At 67.4% G+C, this 26,507-nt stretch carries 24 protein-coding genes and 1 tRNA gene; 15 read left to right on the forward strand and 10 right to left on the reverse strand.

All coding sequences use genetic code 11. The features are described 5' to 3' along the window. The first annotated feature begins 33 nt into the window (after positions 1-33). The 6 genes from pepN (at position 34) to H7F51_RS03950 (ending at position 6,716) form a co-directional block, all read left to right on the forward strand. Complete coding sequence (pepN, locus tag H7F51_RS03925; protein ID WP_185662898.1) at positions 34-2,706, forward strand: aminopeptidase N; 2,673 nt, start codon at positions 34-36, stop codon at positions 2,704-2,706. Positions 2,707-2,711: 5 nt separating this feature from the next. Further along, the gene (gene pgeF, locus H7F51_RS03930; RefSeq protein WP_185662899.1) at positions 2,712-3,479 is read left to right on the forward strand and encodes a peptidoglycan editing factor PgeF; all 768 of its coding nucleotides are present in this window, start codon (positions 2,712-2,714) and stop codon (positions 3,477-3,479) included. Between the two features lie 233 nt (positions 3,480-3,712). Continuing rightward, complete coding sequence (gene petA / locus H7F51_RS03935; protein WP_185662900.1) at positions 3,713-4,276, forward strand: ubiquinol-cytochrome c reductase iron-sulfur subunit; 564 nt, start codon at positions 3,713-3,715, stop codon at positions 4,274-4,276. Positions 4,277-4,287: 11 nt separating this feature from the next. Then, on the forward strand, positions 4,288-5,562 hold the full coding sequence (locus tag H7F51_RS03940) for a cytochrome b (protein WP_185662901.1): 1,275 nt from the start codon (positions 4,288-4,290) through the stop codon (positions 5,560-5,562). 26 nt (positions 5,563-5,588) lie between these two features. Beyond that, complete coding sequence (locus H7F51_RS03945; RefSeq protein ID WP_185662902.1) at positions 5,589-6,404, forward strand: cytochrome c1; 816 nt, start codon at positions 5,589-5,591, stop codon at positions 6,402-6,404. A 238-nt stretch (positions 6,405-6,642) separates the two neighbouring features. Next, a tRNA-Gly gene (locus tag H7F51_RS03950) sits at positions 6,643-6,716 on the forward strand. A gap of 71 nt (positions 6,717-6,787) precedes the next feature. Here H7F51_RS03950 and H7F51_RS03955 read toward each other — a convergent pair. Continuing rightward, positions 6,788-7,570: a CsgG/HfaB family protein gene (locus H7F51_RS03955; protein ID WP_185662903.1), complete on the reverse strand. Its 783-nt coding sequence runs from the start codon at positions 7,568-7,570 to the stop codon at positions 6,788-6,790. A gap of 135 nt (positions 7,571-7,705) precedes the next feature. After that, on the reverse strand, positions 7,706-8,554 hold the full coding sequence (gene panC / locus H7F51_RS03960; protein WP_185662904.1) for a pantoate--beta-alanine ligase: 849 nt from the start codon (positions 8,552-8,554) through the stop codon (positions 7,706-7,708). Positions 8,555-8,699: 145 nt separating this feature from the next. Here panC and H7F51_RS03965 point away from each other — a divergent pair, with 145 nt between their 5' ends. From H7F51_RS03965 to H7F51_RS03980, 4 genes are read left to right on the forward strand one after another with little or no spacing between them, the layout of a single operon-like run. Then, on the forward strand, positions 8,700-9,515 hold the full coding sequence (locus H7F51_RS03965) for a division plane positioning ATPase MipZ (RefSeq protein WP_185662961.1): 816 nt from the start codon (positions 8,700-8,702) through the stop codon (positions 9,513-9,515). A gap of 14 nt (positions 9,516-9,529) precedes the next feature. Beyond that, positions 9,530-9,841: a J domain-containing protein gene (locus tag H7F51_RS03970; RefSeq protein WP_185662905.1), complete on the forward strand. Its 312-nt coding sequence runs from the start codon at positions 9,530-9,532 to the stop codon at positions 9,839-9,841. A 13-nt stretch (positions 9,842-9,854) separates the two neighbouring features. After that, positions 9,855-11,258: a phosphoglucomutase/phosphomannomutase PgmG gene (gene pgmG, locus H7F51_RS03975; protein ID WP_185662906.1), complete on the forward strand. Its 1,404-nt coding sequence runs from the start codon at positions 9,855-9,857 to the stop codon at positions 11,256-11,258. Further along, complete coding sequence (locus H7F51_RS03980; RefSeq protein ID WP_185662907.1) at positions 11,258-12,076, forward strand: arylamine N-acetyltransferase family protein; 819 nt, start codon at positions 11,258-11,260, stop codon at positions 12,074-12,076. Before pgmG ends, H7F51_RS03980 begins: the two co-directional genes overlap by 1 nt. A 175-nt stretch (positions 12,077-12,251) precedes the next feature. Here H7F51_RS03980 and H7F51_RS03985 read toward each other — a convergent pair whose 3' ends face one another. Together H7F51_RS03985 and H7F51_RS03990 are read right to left on the reverse strand one after the other, a co-directional pair. Further along, entirely contained in the window at positions 12,252-13,535 is a 1,284-nt protein-coding gene (locus H7F51_RS03985; RefSeq protein WP_185662908.1) for a DUF4010 domain-containing protein, read from the reverse strand. Positions 13,536-13,649: 114 nt separating this feature from the next. Next, positions 13,650-14,426: a BON domain-containing protein gene (locus H7F51_RS03990; RefSeq protein ID WP_185662909.1), complete on the reverse strand. Its 777-nt coding sequence runs from the start codon at positions 14,424-14,426 to the stop codon at positions 13,650-13,652. Positions 14,427-14,616: 190 nt separating this feature from the next. Between H7F51_RS03990 and H7F51_RS03995 the strand changes: the two genes are divergently transcribed. After that, on the forward strand, positions 14,617-17,067 hold the full coding sequence (locus H7F51_RS03995; protein WP_185662910.1) for a ligase-associated DNA damage response DEXH box helicase: 2,451 nt from the start codon (positions 14,617-14,619) through the stop codon (positions 17,065-17,067). Positions 17,068-17,475: 408 nt separating this feature from the next. On the opposite strand, the gene H7F51_RS04000 is transcribed toward H7F51_RS03995, so the two are convergent. The 4 genes from H7F51_RS04000 to H7F51_RS04015 all read right to left on the reverse strand — a co-directional run bounded on the left by H7F51_RS04000 (position 17,476) and on the right by H7F51_RS04015 (position 20,152). Next, positions 17,476-17,931: an ExbD/TolR family protein gene (locus H7F51_RS04000; RefSeq protein WP_185662911.1), complete on the reverse strand. Its 456-nt coding sequence runs from the start codon at positions 17,929-17,931 to the stop codon at positions 17,476-17,478. Positions 17,932-18,000: 69 nt separating this feature from the next. Continuing rightward, positions 18,001-18,534, reverse strand: a complete 534-nt coding sequence (locus H7F51_RS04005; RefSeq protein ID WP_185662912.1) for an ExbD/TolR family protein — start codon at positions 18,532-18,534, stop codon at positions 18,001-18,003. Positions 18,535-18,644: 110 nt separating this feature from the next. Then, positions 18,645-19,406, reverse strand: a complete 762-nt coding sequence (locus H7F51_RS04010) for a MotA/TolQ/ExbB proton channel family protein (RefSeq protein ID WP_185662913.1) — start codon at positions 19,404-19,406, stop codon at positions 18,645-18,647. 86 nt (positions 19,407-19,492) lie between these two features. Continuing rightward, positions 19,493-20,152, reverse strand: coding sequence for an energy transducer TonB (locus tag H7F51_RS04015; protein WP_185662914.1), 660 nt, complete (start codon positions 20,150-20,152; stop codon positions 19,493-19,495). Between the two features lie 405 nt (positions 20,153-20,557). Here H7F51_RS04015 and H7F51_RS04020 point away from each other — a divergent pair, with 405 nt between their 5' ends. From H7F51_RS04020 to H7F51_RS04035, 4 genes are all read left to right on the forward strand, one after another. Then, positions 20,558-21,352 (forward strand): hypothetical protein, encoded by a 795-nt coding sequence (locus H7F51_RS04020; protein WP_343061193.1) that lies wholly within the window; start codon positions 20,558-20,560, stop codon positions 21,350-21,352. An 89-nt stretch (positions 21,353-21,441) separates the two neighbouring features. Further along, entirely contained in the window at positions 21,442-22,752 is a 1,311-nt protein-coding gene (locus H7F51_RS04025; RefSeq protein WP_185662916.1) for a homoserine dehydrogenase, read from the forward strand. An 84-nt stretch (positions 22,753-22,836) separates the two neighbouring features. Continuing rightward, positions 22,837-23,811 (forward strand): class II fructose-bisphosphatase, encoded by a 975-nt coding sequence (gene glpX / locus H7F51_RS04030; protein WP_185662917.1) that lies wholly within the window; start codon positions 22,837-22,839, stop codon positions 23,809-23,811. A 340-nt stretch (positions 23,812-24,151) separates the two neighbouring features. After that, positions 24,152-25,087 (forward strand): ribose-phosphate pyrophosphokinase, encoded by a 936-nt coding sequence (locus tag H7F51_RS04035; RefSeq protein ID WP_185662918.1) that lies wholly within the window; start codon positions 24,152-24,154, stop codon positions 25,085-25,087. Between the two features lie 251 nt (positions 25,088-25,338). On the opposite strand, the gene H7F51_RS04040 is transcribed toward H7F51_RS04035, so the two are convergent. Both H7F51_RS04040 and H7F51_RS04045 read right to left on the reverse strand, forming a co-directional pair. Beyond that, a complete protein-coding gene (locus H7F51_RS04040; protein ID WP_185662919.1) occupies positions 25,339-25,905 on the reverse strand; it encodes a PH domain-containing protein in 567 nt (188 codons plus the stop codon). Between the two features lie 366 nt (positions 25,906-26,271). After that, a partial coding sequence (locus H7F51_RS04045) for an OmpA family protein (RefSeq protein ID WP_185662920.1) occupies positions 26,272-26,507 on the reverse strand: 236 nt, incomplete at its 5' end.

Here is a 26,507-nt window from a genome sequence, read left to right on the forward strand (position 1 = left end):
GCAATCCGCGCCGCAACCGATAATAAGGTACCCATGGATATTGCCAGCAGACCGTCCGAGCCCGCCGAGAACACCGCGGTTGCCAATGCCGCGCCGCCGCCCGCCGCGCCGGCGGTGATCCGGCGAGAGGATTACACCCCGCCGGCCTGGCTGGTGCCCGAGGTCTCGCTCGATTTCGCGCTGGGGGTCGACGGCACGAGGGTCGTTTCCGACCTGCTGGTGCGGCGCAATGCCCCCGGCCAGCCGCTGCGCCTTTCGGGCGACGGGATCGCCGCGCGAGAAGTGCTGGTCGATGGCCGCCCGTCCAATCACTGGCGGATGGAGGGGGCGGATCTCGTCATCGACCTCGAGGGCGACGAACACCGCGTCTCGATCGAAACCGCGCTCAACCCGGCCGCCAATTCGCAGCTGATGGGGCTCTATGCCTCGAACGGCATGCTCTGCACCCAGTGTGAGGCCGAGGGTTTCCGCCGCATCACCTTCCACCCCGACCGGCCCGACGTGCTCTCGGTCTACCGCGTCAGGATGGCGGGCCCCAAGGCCGATTTCCCGATCCTGCTCTCCAACGGCAACTGCGTGGCGAGCGGCGAGGGGCCCCCGAACGAGAACGGCGAGGACACGCACTGGGCCGAATGGCACGATCCCTGGCCCAAGCCGTCCTACCTCTTCGCCCTGGTCGCGGGCGATCTCGTCGCCACGTCGGACAGCTTCACCACGATGAACGGGCGCAAGGTCGATCTCAACATCTGGGTCCGCCCGGGGGACGAGAGCCGTACCCACCATGCCATGCGCTCGCTGATCAACTCGATGAAGTGGGACGAGGAAGCCTTCGGCCGCGAGTACGATCTCGACCTGTTCAACATCGTCGCCGTGTCCGATTTCAACATGGGCGCGATGGAGAACAAGGGCCTCAACGTCTTCAACACGCGCTATGTCCTCGCCGATCCGGAAACGGCGACCGATGGGGATTATGACGCGGTCGAGGGGGTGATCGGCCACGAATACTTCCACAACTGGTCGGGCAACCGGATCACCTGCCGGGACTGGTTCCAGCTCTCCCTCAAGGAAGGCTTCACCGTGCTGCGCGACCAGATGTTCAGCGCGGCGATGGGCTCGGAGCCGGTCAAGCGGATCGAGGACGTCCGCGTTCTGCGCGCGGCCCAGTTTCCCGAGGATTCGGGCCCGCTGGCCCATCCGATCCGCCCCGATTCCTATCAGGAAATCTCCAACTTCTACACGGCCACGGTCTACAACAAGGGCGCCGAGGTGATCCGCATGATGCGGAGCATGGCGAATTTCGGGGCGGGGGCCGACCGCTTCCGCAAAGGCACCGACCTCTACTTCGACCGGCACGACGGCGAGGCGGCAACCTGCGAGGATTTCGTCAAGGCGATCGAGGACGGCGCCGGGCTGGACCTCACCCGGTTCCGCCTGTGGTATTCGCAGGCCGGCACGCCGCGCGTCACCGCCCGCCTTGCGCATGAAGGCGATGTCGCCACGCTTCACCTCACCCAGGAGGTGCCGCTCACCCCGGGGCAGGCTTCCAAGCAGCCGATGCCGATCCCGCTGCGCCTTGCCCTGTTCGACCGCGCGAGCGGAAAGCACGGCGGCGAACAGCTCGTGGTGCTCGACCAGGCCGAGGCGAGCTTCACCTTCCCCGGCCATGCCGAGGCCCCGGTCCTCTCGCTCAACCGCGGCTTTTCCGCGCCGGTCGCGATCGACGCGGCCACGTCGCAGGAAGACCTCGTCTTCCTCGCCGCGCATGACGATGATCCCTTCGCCCGCTACGAGGCGCTGCAGAGCCTGATCGTCCGCCACCTCGTCGCCGCCGCTGCGGAGGAGCTGTCGGATGACGAGCGCTTCACCGGCCGCCACGCCATCGCCTCGGCCATCGCCGCCGTGCTCGACGACACCGCGCTCGACGACCTGATGCGCGGCGAACTGCTGATCCTGCCGGGCGAGGGCTATCTCGCCGAACAGTTCGCCCAGGCCGACCCCACCGCCATCCGGCGCGAGCGCGAAGGGCTCAAGGGCTGGCTTGCCCAGGCCCTGCTCGCCCGCTTCACCGCGCTGCACGACCGCGCCAGCGCCGTGCCCTTCTCGCTCGAGGCCGCCGCACGCGGCGCCCGCAAGGTCAAGACCCAGGCACTGGTCTATCTCGCCGCCGGTGCCCCCGAGGAAGCCGCCCGCCGCGCCGCCGCGCAGTACGACGCGGCCGACAACATGACCGACCGGCAGGGCGCGCTGATGACCCTGTGCGGGCTCGATACGCCCGGCCGGGCCGAGAAGCTGGCCGATTTCCACGCGCGCTACGCCGGCAATGCGCTGGTGATCGACAAGTGGTTCTCGCTTCAGGCCGGCTCGCTCCACGGCGACGCGCTGGCCCACGTCAAGGCGCTGGCCGATCACCCCGATTTCACCCTCGGCAACCCCAACCGGGTGCGTTCGCTCTACATGGCCTTCGCCGCCAACCCGGCCGCCTTCCACGATCCTTCGGGCGAGGGCTACCGGATCATCGCCGACCTGATTCTCGCGCTCGATCCGATCAACGCGCAGACGGCGGCCCGCTTCGTCCCGTCGCTCGGCCGCTGGCGGCGGATCGAACCGGCCCGCGCGGCGATGATGCGCGCCGAGCTCGAACGGATCGCCGCGGCGCCCAGCCTGTCGCGCGATACCTTCGAGCAGGTCACGCGGAGCCTCGGATAAGGCCCTTGGCTGACGCGCCCGAAGTCCTCACCGCCAAGGCCCTCGCCGGCACCCGCCACGGCTTCCTCGGCCGCACCGGCGGGGTCTCGACCGGCGTGGTCGCGGGTCTCAACGTCGGCCTCGGCGCGGGCGACGACGGCGCGGCCGTGGCCGAAAACCGGCGCCGCGCGGTCGATGCCGTGGCGCCCGGCGCGCGGCTGGTCACGGTCTACCAGATTCACTCGCCCACTTGCGTGACCGTGGCCGATCCGTGGGATGAAACCAGCCGGCCCGAAGCCGATGCCCTTGTCACCGACCGGCCCGGTCTGGTCCTCGGGATCGTCACCGCCGACTGCGCGCCGATCCTCTTCGCCGATGTCGCGGCCGGGGTGATCGGCGCGGCCCATGCCGGGTGGAAGGGGGCCTTCACCGGGGTCGCCGAATCCACCGTTGCGGCGATGGAGGCGCTCGGCGCCCGGCGCGAGCGGATCGCCGCCGCTATCGGCCCGTGCATCTCGCAAGCGAGCTACGAGGTCGACGAGGGCTTTCGCGCCCGCTTTATAGAGCAATCGCCCGAAAGCGAGCGCTTCTTCGCGCCGGGGCGCCCGGGCCACTGCCACTTCGCGCTCGAATCCTACGTTGCCGACCGGCTGGCGCGGGCCGGCGTCGCCACGATCGCGCCGCTCGCCGCCGATACCTGCTCCCAGCCCGCCCGGTTCTATTCCTACCGCCGCTCGACCCTGGCCGGAGAACCCGCCTACGGGCGGCAGTTTTCCCTGATCGCGCTGGGCTGAACCGGGTGCCGAACCCGGCTGGAAGCCGACCGCCATTGCAGCGCAAAAAGGCGGTTGGCAGGGCTTGCTTTCGCGTCTATCAGGCCGCCAAGTCGGCACCGGGAGCGGCTGGATGGGCCATGCCCGACACGCCGCCATGGGGGATTTCCTGGCAGGCACGACGATTAGGGGTTTCCATGCCCACGTCCGGCATCGTGCCGGGTGCGGGTCGATAAAGCAGGGCAAGGTCAACCATGTCAGATCATGCGGGCACTGAAGCCGTTCTTCCCGAAGGAGAAGGCGTGCGGCGGCGCGATTTCATCAATATCGCCGCGGTCAGCGCCGCGGGCGTCGGCGGCGTGATCACGCTGCTGCCGCTGATCAGCCAGATGGCCCCCTCGGCCGACGTTCTGGCCGAAAGCTCGACCGAGATCGACATCAGCGCGATCCAGCCGGGCCAGGCGATCAAGGCGGTCTTCCGCAAGCAGCCGGTCTTCGTGCGCAACCTCACGCCCAAGGAAATCTCGGAAGCCGAAGCGGTCGACGTTTCGTCGCTGCGCGATCCGCAGACCCTCAAGGAGCGGACCAAGGCAGGCAAGGAAAACTGGCTGATCACCATGGGTGTCTGCACCCACCTCGGTTGCGTGCCGCTCGGCGCCGGCGAGGGTGAGGTGAAGGGCGAGTTCGGCGGCTATTTCTGCCCCTGCCATGGCTCGGTCTACGATACCGCCGCCCGTATCCGTAAGGGCCCCGCGCCCAAGAACCTGCAGGTTCCGGAATACGCCTTCACTACCGACACTGTCGTCAAGATCGGCTGAGGCACACCACCATGAGCTTCCCTTGGGCCAACGAATACAAGCCGTCCCATCCGCTGATGCAGTGGATGGACGAGAAGCTGCCTCTGCCGCGCTTCGTCTACAACGCCGTCGGCGCCGGCTACCCGGTTCCGCGTAACCTCAATTACGCGTGGAACTTCGGCGTCCTGGCAGGCTTCTGCCTCGCGCTGCAGATCGTCACCGGCGTGATCCTCGCCATGCACTACGCCGCCAACACCGGCGTGGCGTTCGACTCGGTCGAACACATCATGCGCGACGTGAACTGGGGCTGGATGCTGCGCTATGCGCACGCCAACGGCGCCTCGGCCTTCTTCGTCGTCGTCTATGTCCACATCTTCCGCGGGTTCTTCTACGGCTCCTACAAGGCGCCGCGCGAGATGATCTGGCTGCTCGGCGTCGTGATCTTCCTGCTGATGATGGCCACGGCCTTCATGGGCTACGTGTTGCCGTGGGGGCAGATGTCGTTCTGGGGCGCCCAGGTCATCACCGGCCTGTTCTCGGCGATCCCGCTGGTCGGCGATCCGCTGCACACCTGGCTGCTCGGCGGCTTCGCGCCCGACAATGCGGCGCTCAACCGCTTCTTCTCGCTGCACTTCCTGCTGCCCTTCGTCATCGCCGGCGTGGTCATCCTCCACATCTGGGCGCTGCACATCCCCGGCTCGTCGAACCCGACTGGCGTGGAAGTGAAGCAGGAATCCGACACCGTTCCCTTCCACCCGTACTACACGGCGAAGGACGGCTTCGGCCTCGGCGTCTTCCTCATCGGTTACTGCGCCCTGCTGTTCTTCTTCCCGAACGCGCTCGGCCACCCGGATAACTACATCCCGGCCAACCCGATGCAGACCCCGGCGCACATCGTTCCCGAATGGTACTTCTGGCCGTTCTATGCGATCCTGCGCGCCTTCACCCAGGACTTCCTGTTCATTCCGGCCAAGCTGATGGGCGTGCTCGCCATGTTCAGCGCGATCCTGGTGTGGTTCTTCCTGCCCTGGCTCGATCGCTCGCCGGTCCGCTCGGGTCACTTCCGCCCGACCTTCCGCAAGTTCTACTACGCGCTGATCGTCGATGCGCTGGTGCTGGGCTATTGCGGCGGTTCGCCGGCAGAAGAACCCTTCGTGATGATCAGCCAGATCGCGGCGATCTACTACTTCGCCCACTTCCTGATCATCCTGCCGATCGTTTCCGCGATCGAACGGCCCGATCCGCTGCCCTTCTCGATCACCGAAGCCGTGCTCGGCTCGGACGAGACGGCCCCGGCCGCGGCCTGAGCCAGACAGACGAAAGAGAGCGAACCATGATCCGCATCATCTCGATCCTCGTCGGGGCTTTCTTCTCGCTGGCCCTGCTGTGGTCGGTCGGCAAGGGCGCCGTGTCCTATGTGACCGAGCCGCCGAAGGAAACCGTCGAGCACGCCTTCCACCTCGCGCCCAAGGAAGTCGAATTCGAATCCGACGGCGCCTTCGGCAAGTTCGACAACCAGCAGCTCCAGCGCGGCTTCAAGGTCTACAAGGAAGTCTGCTCGGCCTGCCACGCGCTCAAGCTCGTCGCCTTCCGCGACCTCAAGGCCATCGGCTACAACGACGATGAAGTGAAGGCGATTGCCAAGGGCTTCCAGGTCCCGGCCTACAACAAGAACACCGGCGAAGTCGTCACCAAGGAAGGCGTCGCCGCCGACCACTTCCCGCCGGTGCTCTATGCCGGCCAGGGCACGCCGCCCGATCTTTCGCTGATCGCCAAGGCGCGCCACGAAGGTCCGGAATACGTCTACTCGCTGCTGACCGGTTATCAGGAACAGCCCGCCGAGCTTCTCAAGAAGTTCCCGGATGCCAAGACGCCGGAGGGGCTGCACTACAACCCCTATTTCGCCAACCTCAACCTCGCCATGCCCCAGCCGCTGACCGCCGACGACCAGGTCACCTATACGGACGGGACCAAGGCCACGGTTGACCAGATGTCGAAAGACGTCGCGGCCTTCCTGATCTGGACCGCCGAACCCAAGCTCGACAAGCGCAAGCAGACGGGCTGGGCGGTGCTGGGCTTCCTGCTCTTCGCCACGGTCCTCGCCTACATGGCCTATCGCAACGTCTGGGCGGAAAAGAAGGGCCACTAAGCCCTTTGCCCCGGCGGCCAACGGATCAAGCCCCTCGCATCACCCGATGCGGGGGGCTTTTCCGTTTCGCGCGGAATGAACAAGGCAGCCTTCGGCACGCCCAGGCGCCGGAAGGCGGTTGGGGGTCTGGGGCCTTTGTTCCAGTGCAATCGATCTGGAATTGGCGCCGCGTAGAGCGAGAGGTCGCCGCGCCGCGCTTGACTTCCCCCCCGAGGCGGTGGCAAGCGCACGGGCGAGCGCGGGTATAGCTTAGTGGTAAAGCTCCAGCCTTCCAAGCTGGCTATGCGGGTTCGATTCCCGCTACCCGCTCCACCTTCTCCCCCAACGAAAATGCGCGCGAAGGGCAGACCCCCCGCGCGCATCGCATTTGTCCGGGCTCCGGCTTACTTGGCTTGCGGGGCGGCCGCCGAGGCATTGGCCGGCAGCCCGCCGAGGCGGGTCACCAGCTTGGTATAGGCATCGAGATAGGCCAGCACGATCACTTGCCCGATCGCCGTATCCTGATAGCCGCCGCCACCGGCCGCGGCGAAGGTTCCCCCGAAGAAGCCGCCGCCACCCGCGCCGAAGCTGAGGTCGCTCTTGCGGGCATAGCCCTGGGTCAGGGCCTCTTCCTCGGTGGTCCGGGCATTGACCACCGACAGCGTGACGCTGGCCTCGCTCTTCTTGATGTTGATGCCGCCGGCGATGGCGCCGAAGCCGCGCCCGAACAGGCCGCCAACCCCGCCCAGCACGCCGCCGAGCGAATTGCCGCCGGAGTTCTTGTTGCTGGTCACGATATCCGGCTGAAGGAAGTAATCCGCGGCGCGCACCTGCCCCTTGCCGAGGTTGGAGCCCGACTGCAGTTCGCCATTGTCGGCCATGGCGCGTTCCATCGCCCGGTTCTGCATCGAGCGGCCACGGTTGACCAACGTGAAGCAGCCCGACTGCTGGACGAAGACCCGCAGGATCGCCTCCGGGCTGCCGAGATTGAACTCGCGCCACCACTGGTTGTCCGGCTCGACGATGGCCACGGCGCCGAGATTGCGCGTGCACTGCGGGATCTGCTGGATCCCCTTCTGCTCCTGCTGGTGCGCGGAAGATCCCTTCTGCGCCATGGCAGGAGCGCTCACGGCGCCCATTCCGACGATCAGCCCTGCCACGGCAAGACTGGAAAGCACTTTCTTCATCTGTCCCCAACTCCCACGAAAAGCCCCGCATCTTGCCAGCCCGACAAGACGACATGCACCGGACGGCGCTGGTCGCAATTCTACTACCAATCGCGCCGGTCGCCAACTTTTCGGACCAGAGTTTTTACTGAGGGATCAGGCGGCCATGTTGTCGATCAGCCGCGCCCTGCCGATCCGCGCCGCCACCAGTAGCCGCGCCGAACCGGCACCGCGCTCCGCCAGCGGGGCGAGGCTATCGGCATCGCACAGCATGGCATAGTCGACCGAGGCGAAGCCGCCCGACAGCAGGGCCTGCTCCAGCGTGACCAGCGCTTCTGCCACCGGGGCACCGGCCGCGATCGCCGCGATCGCCGCCCGCATCGCCCGCGGCAGGGCCGGCGCGGCGGCGCGCTGTTCAGCGGTGAGGTAGGCATTGCGCGAGGACATGGCGAGCCCGTCGGCCTCGCGTACGGTCTCCACCCCGATGATGTCGTCCACTGTCGGCCGGAACAGGTCGAGATCGCGCGCCATCCGCCGGATCACGGCCAGCTGCTGCCAGTCCTTCTCCCCGAACAGCGCGAGGTCCGGCCCGACCTGGTTGAACAGCTTGCACACCACGGTCGCCACCCCGTCGAAATGCCCCGGCCGCGCCGCGCCGCACAGTCCCTCGCTGACCCCGGAAACCGAGATGTTGGTGGCATAGCCCGCCGGATACATCGCCGCCGCATCGGGCGCCCACAGCAAGGAGGCCCCCTCGGCCGCGAGCAGCGCCGAATCCGCCGCCAGTTGGCGGGGATAGGCGTCGAGATCCTCGCCCGCCCCGAACTGGCGCGGATTGACGAAAATCGAGGCCACCACGTGCGCCGCGCGCTTCCTCGCCTCGCGCACCAGCGTCAGGTGGCCCTCGTGCAGCGCGCCCATGGTCGGCACCAGCGCCACTTTCCCGTCCCGTCGCAGCGCGGAGACCGCATCGCGCAGTGGATCAATGCGATTGACGGTTTGCATGGCGTAATCCCCTTGCGATAGAACCGGCCTGGTAGCCCGCGGCCAGCCCTAGCGCCGGCAACGTGGTGGTAAAGCCCGTTCCTTATGGTTGGGCCCCGAGCTTGTCGCGTTTCAACAGCCAAAGGCGTCGCCCCCTGTGACCACCATGCCTGCACCTCATCGTATCGTCTTCGCCAACGAAAAGGGCGGCACCGGCAAGTCGACCACGGCGGTCCACATCGCCGTGGCCCTGGCCTACCAGGGCGCGCGGGTCGCCGGGATCGACCTCGATCCGCGCCAGCGCACCTTCCACCGCTATCTCGAAAACCGCGCCGAAACGCTGATCCGGCGCGAAATCGAACTGCCCACCTCGCGCTTCGCCGTTTTCAACGGCTCCACGGTCGAGGAACTGGAGCAGCTCATCGCCGAAATGAGCGTGGACGCGGACTACCTGATCTTCGACACCCCGGGGCGCGACGACGAGTTCGCCCGCCACGTCGCCACCTCGGCCGATACGCTGGTCACCCCGCTCAACGACAGTTTCGTCGACTTCGACCTGATCGGCCAGGTCGATGCCGAGACCTTCAAGGTCCGCCGCCTCTCGTTCTATGCCGAATTGATCTGGGAAGCCCGCAAGAAGCGCGCCATGGCCACGATCCGCGACGCGAAGCGCGAGATGGACTGGGTCGTGGTCCGCAACCGTACCCAGCACGTCGAGGCGCGCAACATGCGCCGTCTCGACAATGCGCTGACCGAGCTGTCCAGGCGCGTCGGCTTCCGCATCGCCCAGGGCCTGTCGGAGCGCGTGATCTACCGCGAGCTGTTCCCCTCGGGCCTGACGCTGCTCGACAAGGGTCACCTCGGCGAACTCGGCACCAGCCATCTCGTCGCCCGGCAGGAGCTGCGCCAGCTCGTCGCCGGCCTCAACCTGCCCGCCCCGGCCGAGCGCGAGCCGCGCCTCGACCTCGCCGCGAACGCCTGAGGCGAGGGGCCGGAATGTTGGAACGCCTCCTGGTCTATGCCGGCCTCGCCTGCCTGCTCTGCAAATTCCTCACCAAGCGCTGGCCGTGGGAGCTGATGGGCTGGGAACTGCCCGGCACCTCGGGCCGTTCCCGCGCAGAGGCGCAGGCCCGGACCCTGCTCGGGGTTCGTCCCGATGCGCGTCGCAGTGACATACTCGAGGCGCACAAGCGTCTCGTCGCCATCGTCCACCCGGATCGCGGCGGCACCAACGAGCAGGTGCACGAGGCCAACGCCGCGCGCGATCTCCTGCTAAAGGCCTGTGCCGACCAGCCTACCGATTCCTGAACCGGAGCAACCAGTGTCCCATCAGTTTCATTCCACGGTCCTTCGTGAATACGACATTCGCGGAATCATCGGCGAAACCCTCGGGCCGGACGATGCCCGCGCCATCGGCCGGGGCTTCGCCACCCTGCTGCGCCGCGCCGGCGGCAACAAGGTCGCTGTCGGCTATGATGGCCGCGTCAGCTCGCCGATGCTTGAACACGCGCTGATCGAAGGGCTCACCGCCTCGGGCGTCGATGTGGTGCGCGTCGGCATGGGCGCTACCCCGATGCTCTACTACGCCGAAGCCTCAATGGAGGATGTGCAGGGCGGCATTCAGATAACTGGCAGCCACAATCCCGCCAATTACAATGGCTTCAAGATGGTATTTATGGGCCGGCCGTTCTTCGGGGCGGACATCCAGCAGCTCGGCATCATGGCCGCTGCCGGAGACTGGCTCGACGGACAGGGCGAGGCCGAGAGCCGCGAGATCATCGACGCTTATGTCGACCGGATGCTCGAGGGCCTCGCCGGTATCCCGGTCGAGAGCCTTGCCAGCCTCAAGATCGCCTGGGACGCCGGCAATGGCGCGGCGGGCCCCGCTCTGGAACTGCTCACGGCCAAGCTTCCCGGCGAACATCATCTTCTCTTCACCCAAGTCGACGGTACGTTCCCGAACCACCATCCGGACCCGACCGAGGAAAAGAACCTCGCAGACCTGAAGGCGCTGGTCGCCGAGAAGAACCTCGATTTCGGATTGGCTTTTGACGGCGACGGTGACCGAATCGGCGCGATCGACGGTGAGGGCCGGGTGATCTGGGGCGATCAGCTGCTCATGATCTATGCCGAGGACCTGCTCCTTCAGCAGCCGGGGGCCACGATTATCGCGGATGTGAAGGCCTCCAAGGCCCTGTTCGACCATGTCGCCAATCTCGGCGGCGAGCCGGTGATGTGGAAGACCGGCCACAGCCTGATCAAATCCAAAATGAAGGAAATTGATTCGCCGCTGGCCGGCGAGATGAGCGGCCACGTCTTCTTCGCGCACCAGTACTACGGGTTCGACGATGCGCTTTACGCCGCGATCCGCCTGATCGCCGCCTCGGCCCGGCTCGGCAAGTCGGTCACCCAGCTGCGCGGCGAAATGCCGGCCATGGTCAACACCCCCGAACTGCGCTTCCAGGTCGATGAAAGCCGCAAGTTCGCCGTGGTCGATGAGGTCAAGCAGCGCCTCGCCAGTTCCGGCGCCACGGTCAACGCCACTGACGGCGTGCGCGTCGACACCGCGGACGGATGGTGGCTGCTGCGCGCCTCCAACACGCAGGACGTCCTCGTCGCCCGCGCCGAGAGCGACAGCGAGGCCGGGCTGGACCGGCTGATGGGCCAGATCGACGACCAGCTCGCCGCCTCTGGTCTCGAACGCGGGCCCCAGGCCGGGCACTGATGCCCGTTGGCGACCTGGGCGAATACCTCGGGCGGATCGGTCTTGCGGAAATCCCGCAGGCCGATCCGGCCGGGCTGGCCCGCGTGGTGCGCGCCCACCGCCTCGCGATAGCCTTCGAAAATCTCGACATCATGCTCGGGCGCGGCATCTCCCTCGCGCCCGAGGCGATTTTCGACAAGCTCGTCCGCCGCGGCCGGGGCGGCTACTGCTTCGAGCACAACCTCCTGCTCCAACGGATGCTGGCCCTGCTCGGCCTGCCGACCCAGCCCATCCTCGCCCGTGCCCGCCTCCAGTCCGCGCCGGGCGAAATTCCCCCGCGCACCCACCTGTTCCTCACCGCGGAGCTGGAAGGCCGGACATGGCTCGCCGATGCCGGGTTTGGCGGTTCCTACGCCCCGCCCATGCCGCTCGCCGAAACGGACCCCGTGACCAGCCCCGACGGCATCCGGCACCGCCTGCGCCGCACGGGCGAGCGCGGCTCACCGCAAGGCGAATGGCTGCTCGAACGCAGCCCCGATCACGGCCGGACCTGGCAGGCGCAGTATTCCTTCGATCACCTGCCCGCCCCGCCGATCGATATCGAACTCGCCAACCACTGGACCGCCACACGCCCCGGCGCCCGCTTCGCCACGGTCCATATCGCCGGCCGCGTGACCGAGCGCGGCACGGTGTTCCTCACCGATCACGACTATTCCGCGACCGGCGAGGACAGCCGCAAAGTGGAAGACCCTGCCGAGTGGCATGGCCTGCTCCACCAGACCTTCGGCATACCGCTGACGCTTGATGAGGTGAAAGACCTGCCCTTGTTTGCAAGGTAGGCGGAAGGGAGACTCTGGGGCCAAGGGCCCCAGACCCCAACCGTCTCCCGGCGCAGATGTCACGCGCAAGGATGCCGCCCACACTGCCCACGCGCCGGAAGACGGCACGGGGTGCAGGGGTATTAACCCCTGCATAAATAACTGTTATTCTTGGTATTAAACCGCCTCGCGGATTTCACACTGCAACCAGCAACGGCAACAGCGCTGCCACCGCACTAGCCACCAATGCCAAAGCGGCGGGCCAGGCGCGCTTGCCGCCGATGGTCATGGCGATGCTGGCCTTGAACAGGGTATTGAGCACGATCGGCGGCAGGAGCACCAGTCCGGCCACTCGCGCGGTCAGGGTCCCGCCGGGCAGGCTGCCCAGCGTGATGATCGCGGAATCGACATCGACCACCCCGGTCAGGGCGAGCACCACGGCAAGGCCGCGATCGCCGTAGAGGCTGAGCACCCAGCGCGCGGCGGCGGTCAGGGCCATGACCATGGCCAGCATCAGCAGGGCTGGGGCAAGGTCGAAGGGATTGCGCACCTTGACGTCCTGGGGCGCATCGGGGCCGGCCTCGACCATGATCCGGCGGCGGAGCAGGGCCGTGGCGGCAAGGCTGACCAGCAGCCCCGGCACAGCGCCCACCGCCAGCGTCGGCAGGGCCACCGGGGCCAGCACGGCGCTCAGCACCATGACGCGGACGAACATCACGGCCGAGGCAAGGGTGATCGCGGCGTTGAGCAGGGCGACTTGCGGATCGCCGGCCCGGTGGCGGGCGGCCATGGCGGCGGTCACGGCGGTGGACGAGACGAGGCTTGCCGTGGCGGCCGTGGCCAGGGTCCCGCGCTGGGGGCCCAGCCACTTGGCCGCGAGGTATCCGGCAAAGGAAAAGCCCGAGACCATGACCACGACCAGCCAGAGCGACTGCGGCTTCCACGCGGAAAACGGCCCGACCGGGTCGTTGGGGAGGAGGGGCAGGACGACCAGCGCGATCAGGGCAAAGCGGCCGACCGCCATGATCTCGCGCTCGTGAAGGCTGCGGATCAGCCGGTGCAGCGGGGAGCGCATGGCCAGCACCAGCAGGATCGACCCGGCGATCGCCGCCGCCGCCACCCGCGCCCCGCTCGCGGCGAGATAGCCGCAGGCCAGGGTCAGCAGGGTGACGAGGCTGGCCGTTCCGCTCACCGCCGTCGCGCCGCCCCGGCTCGAGCGCCAGTACCCGGCCACGACCAGCAGGGCCGCCGCGCCGAGGATCACGCCCGACAGGATGGGCGCCAGCCGCGCCGCCACCCCGGCAAGGCCGCCCGCAAGGCCGAACAGGCCATAGGTGCGGATGCCGGCAAAGCGCGTCCCCGCCGCCTCCCTGCGCTGGGCCCAGCCGCGCTGGACGCCGATCAGCAGCCCCAGCCCCAGCGCCAGGGCAAGGCCCAGCAGGTCCTCGCGGCCAATGATGAGGATCGTGTCGCGGTGCACCGTGCCCTCTCGTCCCGTCGGATTTGTGGCAGGCGGGCGGGATACGGGCAAGCGAAAGCCCGGCTCGCACTGGCGGGCCGGGCTTTCTTCAGAGACCGGAAACAGTGATCGGCCCTAGTCATCCGGGTCGAGGGACAGGGAACTGGTCCCGGTCGTGCTGGTCGGCATCCCGGCCGCCGCCGCCCAGGCATCATACCAGTGCTCCACGCGCAGGTTGTTCTGCACGTGCGTCACGCCGGAAACGTAATCGATGCAGTCCTCTGCCCGCCGCTTGGCGGCGCGGCTCGAAACCTTGCCGTCCAGCGTCACCTCGCCGTTCTCGACCGTCACCGTGATCCGCCGCGCGTCGAGGCGCGGATGATCGGTCAGGCGGTCGTTCACGTCTTCGCGTATCCGCTCGTCGGACCGGGTATAGCCGGCCGGTCCCCGTCCGCGATAGTCCGGCTCGGGGCGGGGCGGGGGCTCCTCGTGGCCGAACCACGCGGCGATCCCGTCGCCGGCACGGGCAAGGAAACCGCGATGCCGCGGGTCGTGATCGCTTCTCTCGTGAGCATAGTCCGGCCCGTAGCCGCTGCCGAAGGCATCGCCGCGCGACAGGCCATAGCCGGCATGGCGCTGCATCGGCCGGTCATAGTCCGCGCCGCTGCGCATCCCGTAATCGGCGGCGAAGCTCTGGCTGCCGGCCGCGCGCCAGTCGTCGCGGCCGTGAGCGGGGTGGTGCCCTTCCTGCGCGCTCCAGCCATGACCCGTGGCCGGTGCGTCCGCGCCGGCCCCTTCGCGTTGTTCGGGCTGACGCGTCCGCCCGCGCCGCTTCCCTTCGCCGCGCGGATCGTCGTTCCATCCGCCTTGCTGGCCTTGCTGCTCGTCTTCCCGACGTGATCGGTCGATCATGATCGCTCTCCTCCACGGTCATACCGCAAGGGCGCAACTGGCGCGTGAATGCGGCCTGTCATCAGGACAACGCCGCAATCCGCAAATCGTTGCGCCCCCCATTCGTGAGATTGCGACCTCGGGTCCATCGCTCCGGTGCATGCGGCACATGCGGTTGCGCCCACGGCCCCGCGTGCCAATATCGCACGCGATGGACCCCGCTGCCCCGCCGCCCGAAATCGCCGCCTGGTTCGCCGGTCGCGGCTGGCGCCTGCGCCGCCATCAGGCGGAGATGCTCGCCGCGGCGCGGGCCGGTCGCCATGCCCTGCTGGTCGCCGATACCGGGGCGGGCAAGACCCTCGCCGGCTTCTTGCCGACCCTCGCCGATTTCTGCCCCTCTGCCGGCTCGCTACCGGCCGAAGGCCTGCACACCCTCTACGTCTCCCCGCTCAAGGCTCTGGCGCACGACGTCCAGCGCAACCTCATCGCCCCGATCGAGGAAATCGGCCTGGCCCTCAGGGTCGAGACCCGCAGCGGCGATACCCCGTCCGATCGCAAGGCCCGCCAGCGCGCCCGCCCGCCGCATGTCCTCCTCACCACGCCCGAATCGCTTTCCCTCCTGCTCAGCTATCCGGAAAGCGCCGCGCTCTTCGCCACTCTCAAGCGGGTGGTGATCGACGAGGTCCACGCCTTCGCCACCGGCAAGCGCGGCGATCTGCTTGCCCTCTCGCTCGCCCGCCTGCAAACCTTCGCCCCGAACCTCCAGCGCGTCGCCCTCTCCGCCACGCTGGCCGACCCCGATGCCTTTCGCGGCTGGCTCGCCCCGTGGGGAGAGATCGACGCGGTCGAACTGGTGCTCGGCGAACCCGGTGCCCCGCCCGTCGTCTCCGTCCTCCTGCCCGAGCAGCAGCGCGTGCCCTGGGGCGGCCACGCCGCCGCCTGGGCTGTGCCGCAACTGCTCGCGCAGATCCGCGCCCACCGCACCACGCTGGTCTTCACCAACACGCGCTTCCTCGCCGAATACATCTTCCAGCTGTTGTGGGAGCACAACGAAGGCAACCTCCCCATTGGCATCCACCACGGCTCGTTGTCGAAGGAAGCGCGGCGCAAGGTCGAAGGGGCCATGGCCCGCGGCGAACTCAGGGCGCTGGTCTGCACCGCCAGTCTGGATCTCGGGGTCGACTGGGGCGATATCGACCTCGTCGTCCAGATGGGCGCGCCTAAGGGCTCCTCCCGCCTGCTCCAGCGCATCGGCCGCGCCAATCACCGGCTCGACTGTCCGAGCAAGGCCCTCCTCGTCCCCGGCAACCGCTTCGAATATCTCGAAGCCATGGCCGCGGTCGAGGCGGTCGAGGCGGGAACGCGCGATGGCGAGGATTTCCGCCCCGGCAGCCTCGATGTCCTCGCCCAGCATGTCATGGCCTGCGCCTGTGCCGGGCGCTTCTCCGAAACCGAACTTCATGCTGAGATCCGCGCCTCTACCCCCTATGCCTGGGTCGACGAGCCCGCCTGGGCGCGCGTTCTCGAATTCGTCGCCACCGGCGGCTATGCCTTGCGCGCCTACGACCGCTTCCGCCGCATCGTCCGCGATCCCGACGGGTTCTGGCGCCTCGCCCATCCCGAACAGGCCCACCGTCACCGCCTCAACGCCGGGATCATCGTCGATTCCGAAATGCTCGACGTCCGCTTCAAAAACGGCCGCTCGCTCGGCAAGGTCGAGGAAGGCTTCGGCGCGACCCTCTCACCTGGAGACACTTTCCGTTTCGCCGGGCTCGACCTTGAGGTCGAGGCCGTCCGCGATCTCGAGCTGATCGTCCGCGCTGCCAAGCGCGCCGGCGCCATCCCCAGTTACATGGGCGCCCGCATGCCGATCTCGGCGCACCTGGCCGACCGGGTCCGCGCCCTGATCGTCGACCGCGCCGGCTGGGGCCGCTTCCCTGACGATGTCCGCGAATGGCTCGAAGTGCAGGACTGGCGCTCGCACCTGCCCGGTCCCGGCGAACTGCTCGCCGAAAGCTTCCCGTGGCGTTCCCGCGAATACACCGTGTTCTACACCTTCGAGGGGTGGAACGCGAACCAGTCGCTCGGCATGCTGCTCACCCGCCGCATGGCCGATGCAGGGCTCTCCCCGCTCGGTTTCGTCGCCAACGACTATGCCCTCGCCCTGTGGGGGCTGAAGCCGATCCCCGATCCGGGGGCGCTGCTCTCGCCCGAGATCCTCGCCCACGAATGGACCGAATGGGTTCAGAACTCCCACCTCCTGCGCCGGGCCTTCCGCGAGGTTGCCGTGATCGGCGGCCTTGTCGAGCGCCAGCACCCCGGCCAGCGCAAGACCGGCCGGCAGGTGACGTTCTCGACCGACCTGATCTACGACGTCCTCCAGAAATACGAGCCCGACCACCTCCTGATCGAAGCTGCCTGGGCCGATGCCCGCACCCGCCTCACCGACCTCGGCCGCGTCGCCGATGTGCTGGCCCGCGCCGCTCGCCAGCTGGTCCATGTCCGGCTCGACCGGGTCAGCCCCATGGCGGTCCCCGTGCTGGTCATGATCGGCCGCGAAAGCCTCCCCGCCGGCGCGGCCGACGACGACCTGCTGGTCGAAGCCGAAAGCCTCGCCGCCGAAGCGATGCGGGCCGAAGAGCGTGCGGCGGAGGGGGATTAGGGCGCGCGAGCTGAACGAACGTTCGCCATTGCGAAGCTGTCATGGCCTGCCGGACGACGGCAATGTCTGGGGAAATGGACCTTAGTGGCCCCACTCCCAAACCCCGCTCAGCCTGAGCTTGTCGAAGGCACGCGCCAAGGCTCGCCCCACTCGCCCGGCCTTGCGCGCCCTCTCCGAGACCCGCGACCAGTCCACAAGCCGTCCGCCCTGTTCCGAGGACAGCACGTGACCTTCGGCAGGCTCAGGCTGAGCGGAGCTGGTGGCATTCGGCCGGTTTGTCAGCGCGTCCGGAAGAACCGCTTTCGGACGAAAAAGCGAGCAAGCCGACGTCCCAACGAAAAAGGGGGCGGATCGCTCCGCCCCCTCGATCGGGTCTGCCCTTGATCGGGCTTGTCCGCTGCCTTGGCCTTACTTGGCCGCGGGAGCGCCAGCGGCCTTGTTGAAGGTCGCATAGGCTTCGTTGCCGACGAAACCGAACTTGGTCACGCCCGAACCCTTGATGATGTTCAGGACGTTGGCCGAAAGCTGGTAGCTGGCACCGGCTTCGGGCTGGAACTGCAGTTCCGGCTCAGGCTTGATCTGCATGGTCTGCTGGAGCAGCGCCACCAGCTGGCCGGTGTTGATCGCCTGACCGTTCCACAGGATCTGGTCGGAGTTGGACAGCACCACCTTGTTCTTGATCGGTTCGACCTTGATATCCGACGGCGGAGGATTCGGCGACGGAAGGTCGATGTTGACCGCGTGGGTGGCGACCGGAATGGTGATGATGAACATGATGAGGAGAACGAGCATGACGTCGATAAGCGGCGTCGTGTTCATTTCCATCATCGGCGAGCCATCATCCTTGCCGCCTGACATTGCCATGGGAAATTACTCCTGATTAGACCGAAGGGGCGAGGCCCGTAGGCCCCGGCCGTTCGATGTCACGCGGCCTCAGCCGTTCGGATCCACCGGGTTCGAGATGAAGCCGACAGTCGGATAGCCCGAGATCTGCACGTTGTAGATCGCACCGGCGATGCAACGCCAGGGGGCGTTGACGTCACCGCGGATATGCACCTGCGGGATCAGGTCCGGATTGGCGCGAAGTGCTTCGGGGCCACCGGCACGCTTCACGATGTTGTCCAGACGCTTGAAGGCCATGTCACGCAGTTCGGTCGAATCGACCGGCGTGATGTTGTTGAAGTAGATACGGCATTCGCCGTTGCGCGAAGCGCCCTCGTACCCCGGCTCACCGGCGCTGCGGCCGGAATCGTCGGTGGTGGTCACGGTCAGGAGCAGGTTCTCGACCTTATCCTTCGATTCCTGCGAGACCATGATGGGAAGGCGAAGCTTTTCGATCGTCTGGATCGCGACCGGAACCGCGATGAGGAAGATGATCAGCAGCACCAGCATCACGTCCACCAGAGGGGTCGTGTTGATGTCCGACATCGGGGCTTCTTCCCCGCCGGCGCCCATCGAAATTGCCATGGTTACATCCTATCCTTGCTTGGGGACCGGGGTGGGGCGGATCGGCATGCAGCGATGCCGCCCCACCCGTCGGCGGGGCCCCCGGGGGCGCCCGCCGTGGACCAAGAGGCTTACGGCTTGGCGGGAGCGGCCGCCGGCTTGGCCGGAGCAGCCTTGGCCGCCGGGGCAGCAGCCACGGCCGGCTTCACAGCGCCCTTCGAGTTGATGTTGGCAAGCACGTCGGTCGCGAAGCCCTGGAGCTGCTCGGCGATGCGCTTGTTGCGCGACTGCAGGTAGTTGTAGGCAAGCACGGCCGGAACGGCGACGAGCAGACCCAGCGCGGTCATGATCAGAGCTTCACCGACCGGACCCGCGACCTTGTCGATCGAGGCCGAACCGGCGAGGCCGATGGCGATCAGGGCGCGGTAGATGCCGACCACGGTACCGAACAGACCGATGAACGGAGCGGTCGCACCGACGGTGGCGAGGAACGGCAGGCCCGAAGCGAGACGCGCGTTGATCGAGGCTTCCGAGCGGGCGAGGGTGCCGTGCAGCCAGTCGTGGGCTTCCATGGCGTCGGTCATCTTGCCGTGCTGCTCTTCAGCGGCGAGGCCATCGTCGACCAGCTGGCGCCAGGCCGAGTTCTTCTCGAGCTTGGCAGCACCTTCCTTGAGGGTGGCCGCACGCCAGAACGAGGCGCGGATTTCGCGGCCCTGACGCATGATCTTGCCCTGCTCGAACCACTTCGAGAACAGGATGAAGAACGAACCGAACGACATGATGCCGAGGATGGAGACGGTGGCATACGAAATGAAGCCGCCGGTCTGCAGGGCTTCCATGAAGCCGAACTTGTTCTGCGGGGCGGCGCCGGCCGCGAGAATTTCAATAAGCATGCGAGTAGTCCTCTCAAGAAAGATAGAAGCAGTCGCCGGTCATCCCGGCAAGGGCGCGCGGATCAGCCGGCGCCCCGGAGTGATTGTCAGTCCTTCGGGATGACCCAGCGCGTACGGTTGACGTACGAGCCCGTGGTCGGCTGGCCCTCGCCATCCGTTGCCGGCGTGAAGCGGGCGCGGCGGCGAAGGTTGTCGCAGGTCGCCTGGTCGAGATCGGGGCTGCCGCTGGGGCTGGTGATCTCGCAGTTGGTAACCTTGCCGTCGGGGCCGACCGTGAGACGGAACCCCGTTGTGCCTTCGCGTTCCTCGCGCAGGGCGCGCGAGGGGTAGTCGTTGGTGGTCACCCATTCGGCCGGACGGCCCTTCGGCACGGCGGCCTTGGGCGGAATCCGCGGCGGCGGCGGCGCGATCACCGGCGCCGGCGGCGCGATGACCGGGACGACGGGGGCCGGGGGGGGAGCAACCTGCACGGTTTCGATCGCCGGCGGCGCAACGGCCACGTCGATCCTGACCGGCGGGGCAACCGGGGGCGGCGGCGCAGCTTCCTGTTTGGGAGGCGGCGGCGGCGGTTCCTTCGGCTTCTCCGGTTCCTTGATGTCCACGGTCGTCACCTTTTTCAGGATCTGCTTGGCAGCCGAGTAGGCCAGGCCCGTGACCAGGGCATACCCGACTACCACGTGGATCAGTGCAACGATGATCAATGCGGTAATCTTGTTACCGCTCATCTGTTGGTCAGCGTAAGCCATTCAGACGCATCACTCCATAACAGCCCCGGAATGCCCAGGGCAGCCCGGCCCCGCGACGGGTGCCGCGGAATCAGGCCAAAATTAATCTTCCACCCTGCCGGTCGATCCGGAACGCCAGCCGGGGCCAGAGCCCGTTGGGCGCGGATTTGTGGCTGCTCTTGATTGAGCGCGCCTGTTTTCGCGAGCTTTAGCGTCGGTTCCCCACCCGCGCAACGCCTGAATCTGGCCTTGCGACGGGTTAACCGCCAATTCACAAGCGTTAAGATCAAAACTTGGCGCGGCTGCGGCAATACGTGCATTGCAGCATATCGTGCAGGATGAATCGGAGGCTAAGTGATGTGTCGAGAAACCCGCAGCCGATTTCGCGCGCCAGTTCGTGCACTTGCGGGACTTGCACTCGGCTGGGTGCTTTTTGCTGCAACTGCGAACGCGAAGACCGCGCCGGCCCCCGTGCCGCTGCTCTCCTACGCCGATTTTGCCGATCTTTCCGATAATGCTCCCACCATATTGCGCGCGCAGGTCCGCTCCGTCGCCGTGGTCGAGCCCGCGCGGGCGCCCGGCGTCCGGCCCGGTTGGGCCCGGCTCTATGTCGAGGCCCGCACCGTGGCCCTCCTTACCGGCGCCCCGCTGACCGGAGATTCGCTGCGCTACCAAGCGGATGTGCCGCTCGATCCGAAAGGCAAGGTGCCCAGGCTGATCAAGCGCGAGGTCATCCTCTTCGCCCGCACCGTCCCGGCCCGGCCGGGCGAACTCCAGCTCGTCGCCCCCGACGCGCAGGTCCTGTGGAGCCCCGAGGGCGAGGCGCGGCTGCGCGGCGTGTTAGACGAATTGCTAGGGGCCGGCGCGCCAGGCCGGCTGCGCGGCGTGCAGGAAGCGATCTTCGTTCCCGGCAACCTGGTGGGCGAGGGCGAGACCCAGATGTTTCTCGCCATGGCCAACGGCGAACCGGCCTCGATCAGCGTGGTTCACGCGCCGAACCAGCCGCGCCGGTGGAGCGTTTCCTTCTCGGAGGTGGTCGATTCGACCGGCGCCCCGCCCAGGGCCGACACCCTGGCGTGGTACCGTCTCGCCTGCTTCCTGCCGCGCCGGCTCGATCCGGCGGTCAATGTCTCGGCGACGGGCGAGGACAAGGCCCAAGCCGGAGCCGACTATGCCTGGGTGCTCGAACAGCTCGGTCCCTGCACCCGCACCCGCGGCTAGAAGCGAAAATTGCCAGGCGACAATCGCGCGCAGCAGTCTCTGGCCTTTCGCGCCGCACTCGCCTAGGGCGCGGCGCGAAAGGGATTATCATGGCCGAACCGCTTCGTATCGCGCTTGCAGGACTGGGAACCGTGGGGGCAGGCGTCATTCGCCTGATCGAGACCAATGCCGAGCTGATTGCCCGCCGCGCCGGTCGCCCGATCACGATTACCGCCATTTCCGCGCGGGATCGCACCAAGAAGCGCGGCGTCGACCTGACGCCCTATGCCTGGGAAGACGACATGGTCGTCATGGGTGAGCGCGGGGATGTCGACGTTGTGGTCGAACTGGTCGGCGGGTCGGATGGCCCGGCGCTGGCCTGCGCCCGCACCACGATCGAGGCGGGCAAGGCCCTCGTCACCGCCAATAAGGCGATGATCGCGCACCACGGCCTCGAACTCGCCGCCAAGGCCGAGGCGGCCAAGGTCGCGCTCAAGTTCGAGGCGGCGGTGGCCGGCGGTATCCCGGTGATCAAGGGCCTGCGCGAAGGCGGCGCCGCCAATGCCTTCGAGCGGGTCTACGGCATCCTCAACGGCACCTGCAATTTCATCCTCTCGCAGATGGAAGACACCGGCCGCGATTTCGCCGACGTGCTGGCCGAGGCCCAGGCCCGCGGCTATGCCGAAGCCGATCCCACCTTCGACGTCGAGGGGATCGACGCCGCGCACAAGCTCTCGATCCTCGCCGCCATCGCCTTCGGCGCGAAGATCGACTTCAACTCGGTCGACACCGCCGGGATCTCGCGCCTGCGCGCGGCCGACATCGCCCAGGCCGATTCGCTCGGCTACGTCATCCGCCTGATCGGCATGGCCGAGCCGGGCATTGCGGCCGATGGCTCGCCCCGCCTGTTCCAGCGCGTCCAGCCCCACCTCGTGCCCTTCGATCACCCGCTCGCCCATGTCGATGGCGCGACCAATGCGGTCGTGGCCGAGGGCAACTTCTCCGGCCGCCTGCTCTTCCAGGGTGCCGGCGCCGGCGACGGCCCGACCGCGAGCGCCGTGGTCGCCGACCTGATCGACATTGCCCGCGGCGAGATCGGCGCCCCCTTCTCGGTCCCCGTGGCCGAGCTGGAGGAAATGCCCGCGGCGGACACCGGCCACCGCACCGGCCGCGCCTATATCCGCTTCATCGTGGCCGACCGCCCCGGCGTCCTTGCCGAGATCACGGCCGCCATGCGCGATGCCGGGGTCTCGATCGAAAGCCTGATCCAGAAGGGCCGCTCCGAGGCCGAGGGCGAGGTGATGGTCTCGATGGTCACCCACGAGGGGCCCGAGAGCGCAGTCAGCGAGGCGCTGCGCCTGCTCGACGGCGCGCCCAGCCTGGCCCGTCCGCCGCTCGTCCTGCACATCCTCGGCGATTGATCGCACACCGCGGCGCGGCCCCTCGACAGGGCGGGGCCGCGCCTCTAAGCCCGCCTCTGCATACGTAAGCATTCAGGGAATTCCATGAGCTCGACCCCCGCCAGCAAGGTTCTCGATCGCGTCCTCGTCCTCGAAATGGTGCGCGTCACCGAAGCCGCCGCGATCGGCGCCGCCCGGCTCATCGGGCGCGGCGACGAGAAGGCGGCAGACGCTGCCGCCGTCGAAGCCATGCGCGAGGCCTTTAATGAGCTCTACATGGACGGCACCGTCGTCATCGGCGAAGGTGAGCGTGACGAGGCCCCGATGCTCTACATCGGCGAAAAGGTCGGCGCCGCCATCGGCAAGGGCCCGAAGATCGACATCGCCCTCGATCCCCTCGAAGGCACCACGATCTGCGCCAAGGCGGGCCCCAACGCCCTCGCCGTCCTCGCCGTTGCCGAGGAAGGCAACCTGCTCAACGCGCCCGACGTCTACATGGACAAGCTCGCGGTCGGCCCCGGCTATCCCGAAGGCGTGATCAGCCTCGCCAAGAGTCCGACCGAAAACGTCAAGGCCGTCGCCGCCGCCAAGGGCGTCGCCCCGGCCGACATCATCGTCTGCGTGCTCGATCGCCCGCGCCATGCCGACCTCATCGCCGAACTGCGCGCCATCGGCTGCGGCGTGGTCCTGATCGGCGATGGCGACGTCGCCGGGGTGATCGCCGTCACCAACGAGGATACGACGATCGACCTCTACATGGGCCAGGGCGGCGCGCCGGAAGGCGTCCTCGCCGCGGCGGCCCTGCGCTGCGTCGGCGGCCAGTTCAACGGCCGCCTCGTCTTCCGCAACGAGGACGAACGCAGTCGCGCCCGCAAGTGGGGCATCACCGACCTGAACAAGATCTACACCCGCGACGAACTGGCCAAGGGTGATTGCATCTTCGCCGCCACGGGCGTCACCGACGGCTCGCTGCTCAAGGGAGTCAAGCGCCGCAAGGACGGCATGATGACCACTGAAAGCGTCGTCATGCGCGCCTCCTCCGGCACCGTCCGCTGGGTCCGCGGCGAACACCGCAAGTAAGCGACGCACCGGGTTCTTCTTCCCGCGAAGCGGAATAATTCAGCAGGAACAAGGGAATATGCAGGGGCTGATACCCCTGCACCCCATTCCGTCTCCCGGCGCCGGGGCAGCGCGCAGGTGCCGCCTCCGGTACGACAGCAGCGCCGGAAGACGGCAAGGGGTCTGGGGCAATGGCCCCAGGACTTCCTCCTGCCGTGCTTCAGCTTTTAGTCCGCCGCGCGCGGCCCGTCGCGGCCGCGCTGGGTAGCGATCCACCGCAAGCTGACCCACTAGATGTTGCAATTCGGCGACCGGGGGCTAAAGGCGCGCGGGTCGCTTGCATAGGTAAAGGGGTTCCGAGATGAAGCTGATGGCCGGTAACAGCAACCTGCCGCTCGCGCGTGCGATCGCGGGCTATCTCGAACAGCCGCTGACCGATGCCGCCGTGCGCCGCTTTGCCGACGAGGAGGTTTTCGTCGAGATCAACGAGAACGTCCGCGGCGAGGACGTCTTCGTGCTGCAGTCGACCTCCTATCCCTGCAACGACAACCTGATGGAACTGCTGATCTGCATCGATGCGCTGCGCCGCGCCTCGGCCAAGCGGATCACCGCCGTCGTCCCCTATTTCGGCTATGCCCGGCAGGACCGCAAGCCCGGCCCGCGCACCCCGATCTCGGCCAAGCTGGTGGCCAACCTGATCACCACGGCCGGGGCCGACCGCGTCCTCGCGGTCGATCTCCACGCCGGCCAGATCCAGGGCTTCTTCGATATCCCGACCGACAACCTGTTCGCCGCGCCGGTCATGGCGGCCGACATTCAGGCCCGCTATGGCGACAAGCCGCTGATGGTGGTCTCGCCCGACGTCGGCGGCGTGGTCCGCGCCCGCGCGCTGGCCAAGCGGCTCGACAATGCCCCGCTCGCCATCGTCGACAAGCGCCGTGACAAGCCCGGCCAGTCGGAAGTGATGAACATCATCGGCGATGTGAAGGGCCGCGCCTGCATCCTGATCGACGATATCATTGATTCGGGCGGCACCCTGTGCAACGCAGCGCAAGCCCTGATGGATGCCGGCGCCGCCTCGGTCACCGCCTATATCACGCACGGCGTCCTCTCGGGCGCCGCCGTCGCCCGGGTCAACTCGTCGGCCCTCAAGGAACTGGTCATCACCGACTCGATCCTACCGACCGAGGCCACCCAGGCCTCCGACCGCATCCGCATCATCACCATCGCCCCCCTGATCGGCGAAGCCGTCCGCCGCATCGCCGACGAAAGCTCGGTCTCGAGCCTGTTCGACTGACATTTCGGGGAAGGCGGGAAGAATGAAGTGCGAGGGCCATCGCCCTCGCGCTCCCCGCCCTTTGGGAACAGATCCCCCCCCCCCCGTTTTCGCCAAAGGCGCAAAGGGGGAGGGGGCCATCCGCGCAGCGGATGGTGGAGGGGTAAGGCGCGAGCGCGTACCCGGTACGACTACACTGACGCCATCAACCCCCACCCGCTCAGCCTGAGCCTGTCGAAGGCCGCGCACTGCGGTTGATGCTGGCAGACGGATCAGGCGGCGGCATGGCTGCGGATAAGTTGGTAGACCGTGCGTGGGTCGGTGATCCGGAAAAACTGCACCGCATCGCTCAGGGCGGGAGTCCAGTACCCGAATCCGTTGCGGCGCGACGTGAACATCGAATTGTCGCCATCCAGTTCGATCGTGCCGGTCCCGTCGCCATGCTCGGACAGCTCGATCTTGGGCAACCTGGCGATGTCGAGCGATTTTAGCCGAGGCCCTCGCAGGATGAGGATGCGCTGATCTGTAACGGCGTAATAAAGGCGCCTGCGCAGCGCGGCATCGTGAATGAAACGGCCAACGATCATGTAGAGGCCGGCGATCAGGAATGGCAGGCCCCACAGGCGGAAGAACCAATCGCCGCCCTGCCCGGCGTTCGGCATGCTCCAGACGGAGGCATTCCAGAATATCGCAAAGCCTCCCCACATCAGGCTGAACGGGATCAGCAATGCATCCTTGCTGCTGACGGTCAGTCCCTGCTTGGGCTGACCGCACCACAGCAGCCGTTCTCCCGGCAGAAGATACGAATGAAATGAGGTGCTTGGCTGCGGTTCGATCATATACGATCGTACTGCGGGGGCGGCGACGACGCCAGCCCGCTCGATGCTTGTGGTCTTCAAATAGTCCCGCCCGCTGGAAGGCATCTTGGACAGTGCCCCTCCCAAACCATTTTCCTACATCCCCCCACCCTGTCATCCTGCGCTCGTTCTTTGAAACCGGCCGCGGACGATCCGTGTAGGACAAGTGTCACCCATGCACTCGCTCAGCGCCGCCTTGAATAACAGCGGCTTAAGCCCCGCATAGCGCCCGGACAGGGTGACACTCGTGTCACCCTGAACCTCGTCGCCGGGTCCTCCGGGCACAAAAAAGAGGGCCGGATTTCTCCGGCCCTCTCACTCGCGAAACCTCGGTGGTTCGCGGGGTTCTTAGTTGCCCGAACCCGGCCCGTAGGTGATTTCCACGCGGCGGTTCTGGAGTTCGCGGACGCCGTCGGCGGTGGGAACGCGGGGGTTCGTTTCACCGAAGGCCTGGGCCGTGATCGCCGAACCGGGGACGCCATGGCTGGTCAGGTAGCCCTGGACCGAGTCATTGCGGCGGCCCGAGAGGGCGACGTTGTACTTGGGCGTACCCGAGCGGTCGGCATAGCCGGCGAGCATGATGG

The sequence above is a fragment of the Novosphingobium flavum genome (assembly GCF_014230315.1).
Lineage (GTDB): Bacteria > Pseudomonadota > Alphaproteobacteria > Sphingomonadales > Sphingomonadaceae > Novosphingobium > Novosphingobium flavum.

Excerpts from the sequence above, each read along its gene's own strand:
- H7F51_RS03965 (WP_185662961.1), top strand. The coding sequence starts at position 8,700 with ATGCCTGCACCTCATCGTATCGTCTTCGCCAACGAAAAGGGCGGCACC.
- H7F51_RS04035 (WP_185662918.1), top strand. The coding sequence starts at position 24,152 with ATGAAGCTGATGGCCGGTAACAGCAACCTGCCGCTCGCGCGTGCGATC.
- H7F51_RS04040 (WP_185662919.1), bottom strand. The coding sequence starts at position 25,905 with ATGATCGAACCGCAGCCAAGCACCTCATTTCATTCGTATCTTCTGCCG.
- pepN (WP_185662898.1), top strand. The coding sequence starts at position 34 with ATGGATATTGCCAGCAGACCGTCCGAGCCCGCCGAGAACACCGCGGTT.
- H7F51_RS04025 (WP_185662916.1), top strand. The coding sequence starts at position 21,442 with ATGGCCGAACCGCTTCGTATCGCGCTTGCAGGACTGGGAACCGTGGGG.
- petA (WP_185662900.1), top strand. The coding sequence starts at position 3,713 with ATGTCAGATCATGCGGGCACTGAAGCCGTTCTTCCCGAAGGAGAAGGC.
- H7F51_RS04010 (WP_185662913.1), bottom strand. The coding sequence starts at position 19,406 with ATGCTTATTGAAATTCTCGCGGCCGGCGCCGCCCCGCAGAACAAGTTC.
- H7F51_RS03945 (WP_185662902.1), top strand. The coding sequence starts at position 5,589 with ATGATCCGCATCATCTCGATCCTCGTCGGGGCTTTCTTCTCGCTGGCC.
- H7F51_RS04000 (WP_185662911.1), bottom strand. The coding sequence starts at position 17,931 with ATGGCAATGTCAGGCGGCAAGGATGATGGCTCGCCGATGATGGAAATG.
- panC (WP_185662904.1), bottom strand. The coding sequence starts at position 8,554 with ATGCAAACCGTCAATCGCATTGATCCACTGCGCGATGCGGTCTCCGCG.
- H7F51_RS04015 (WP_185662914.1), bottom strand. The coding sequence starts at position 20,152 with ATGGCTTACGCTGACCAACAGATGAGCGGTAACAAGATTACCGCATTG.
- H7F51_RS03990 (WP_185662909.1), bottom strand. The coding sequence starts at position 14,426 with ATGATCGACCGATCACGTCGGGAAGACGAGCAGCAAGGCCAGCAAGGC.
- H7F51_RS03970 (WP_185662905.1), top strand. The coding sequence starts at position 9,530 with ATGTTGGAACGCCTCCTGGTCTATGCCGGCCTCGCCTGCCTGCTCTGC.
- glpX (WP_185662917.1), top strand. The coding sequence starts at position 22,837 with ATGAGCTCGACCCCCGCCAGCAAGGTTCTCGATCGCGTCCTCGTCCTC.
- H7F51_RS03995 (WP_185662910.1), top strand. The coding sequence starts at position 14,617 with ATGGACCCCGCTGCCCCGCCGCCCGAAATCGCCGCCTGGTTCGCCGGT.
- H7F51_RS03955 (WP_185662903.1), bottom strand. The coding sequence starts at position 7,570 with ATGAAGAAAGTGCTTTCCAGTCTTGCCGTGGCAGGGCTGATCGTCGGA.
- H7F51_RS04005 (WP_185662912.1), bottom strand. The coding sequence starts at position 18,534 with ATGGCAATTTCGATGGGCGCCGGCGGGGAAGAAGCCCCGATGTCGGAC.
- H7F51_RS03940 (WP_185662901.1), top strand. The coding sequence starts at position 4,288 with ATGAGCTTCCCTTGGGCCAACGAATACAAGCCGTCCCATCCGCTGATG.
- H7F51_RS03980 (WP_185662907.1), top strand. The coding sequence starts at position 11,258 with ATGCCCGTTGGCGACCTGGGCGAATACCTCGGGCGGATCGGTCTTGCG.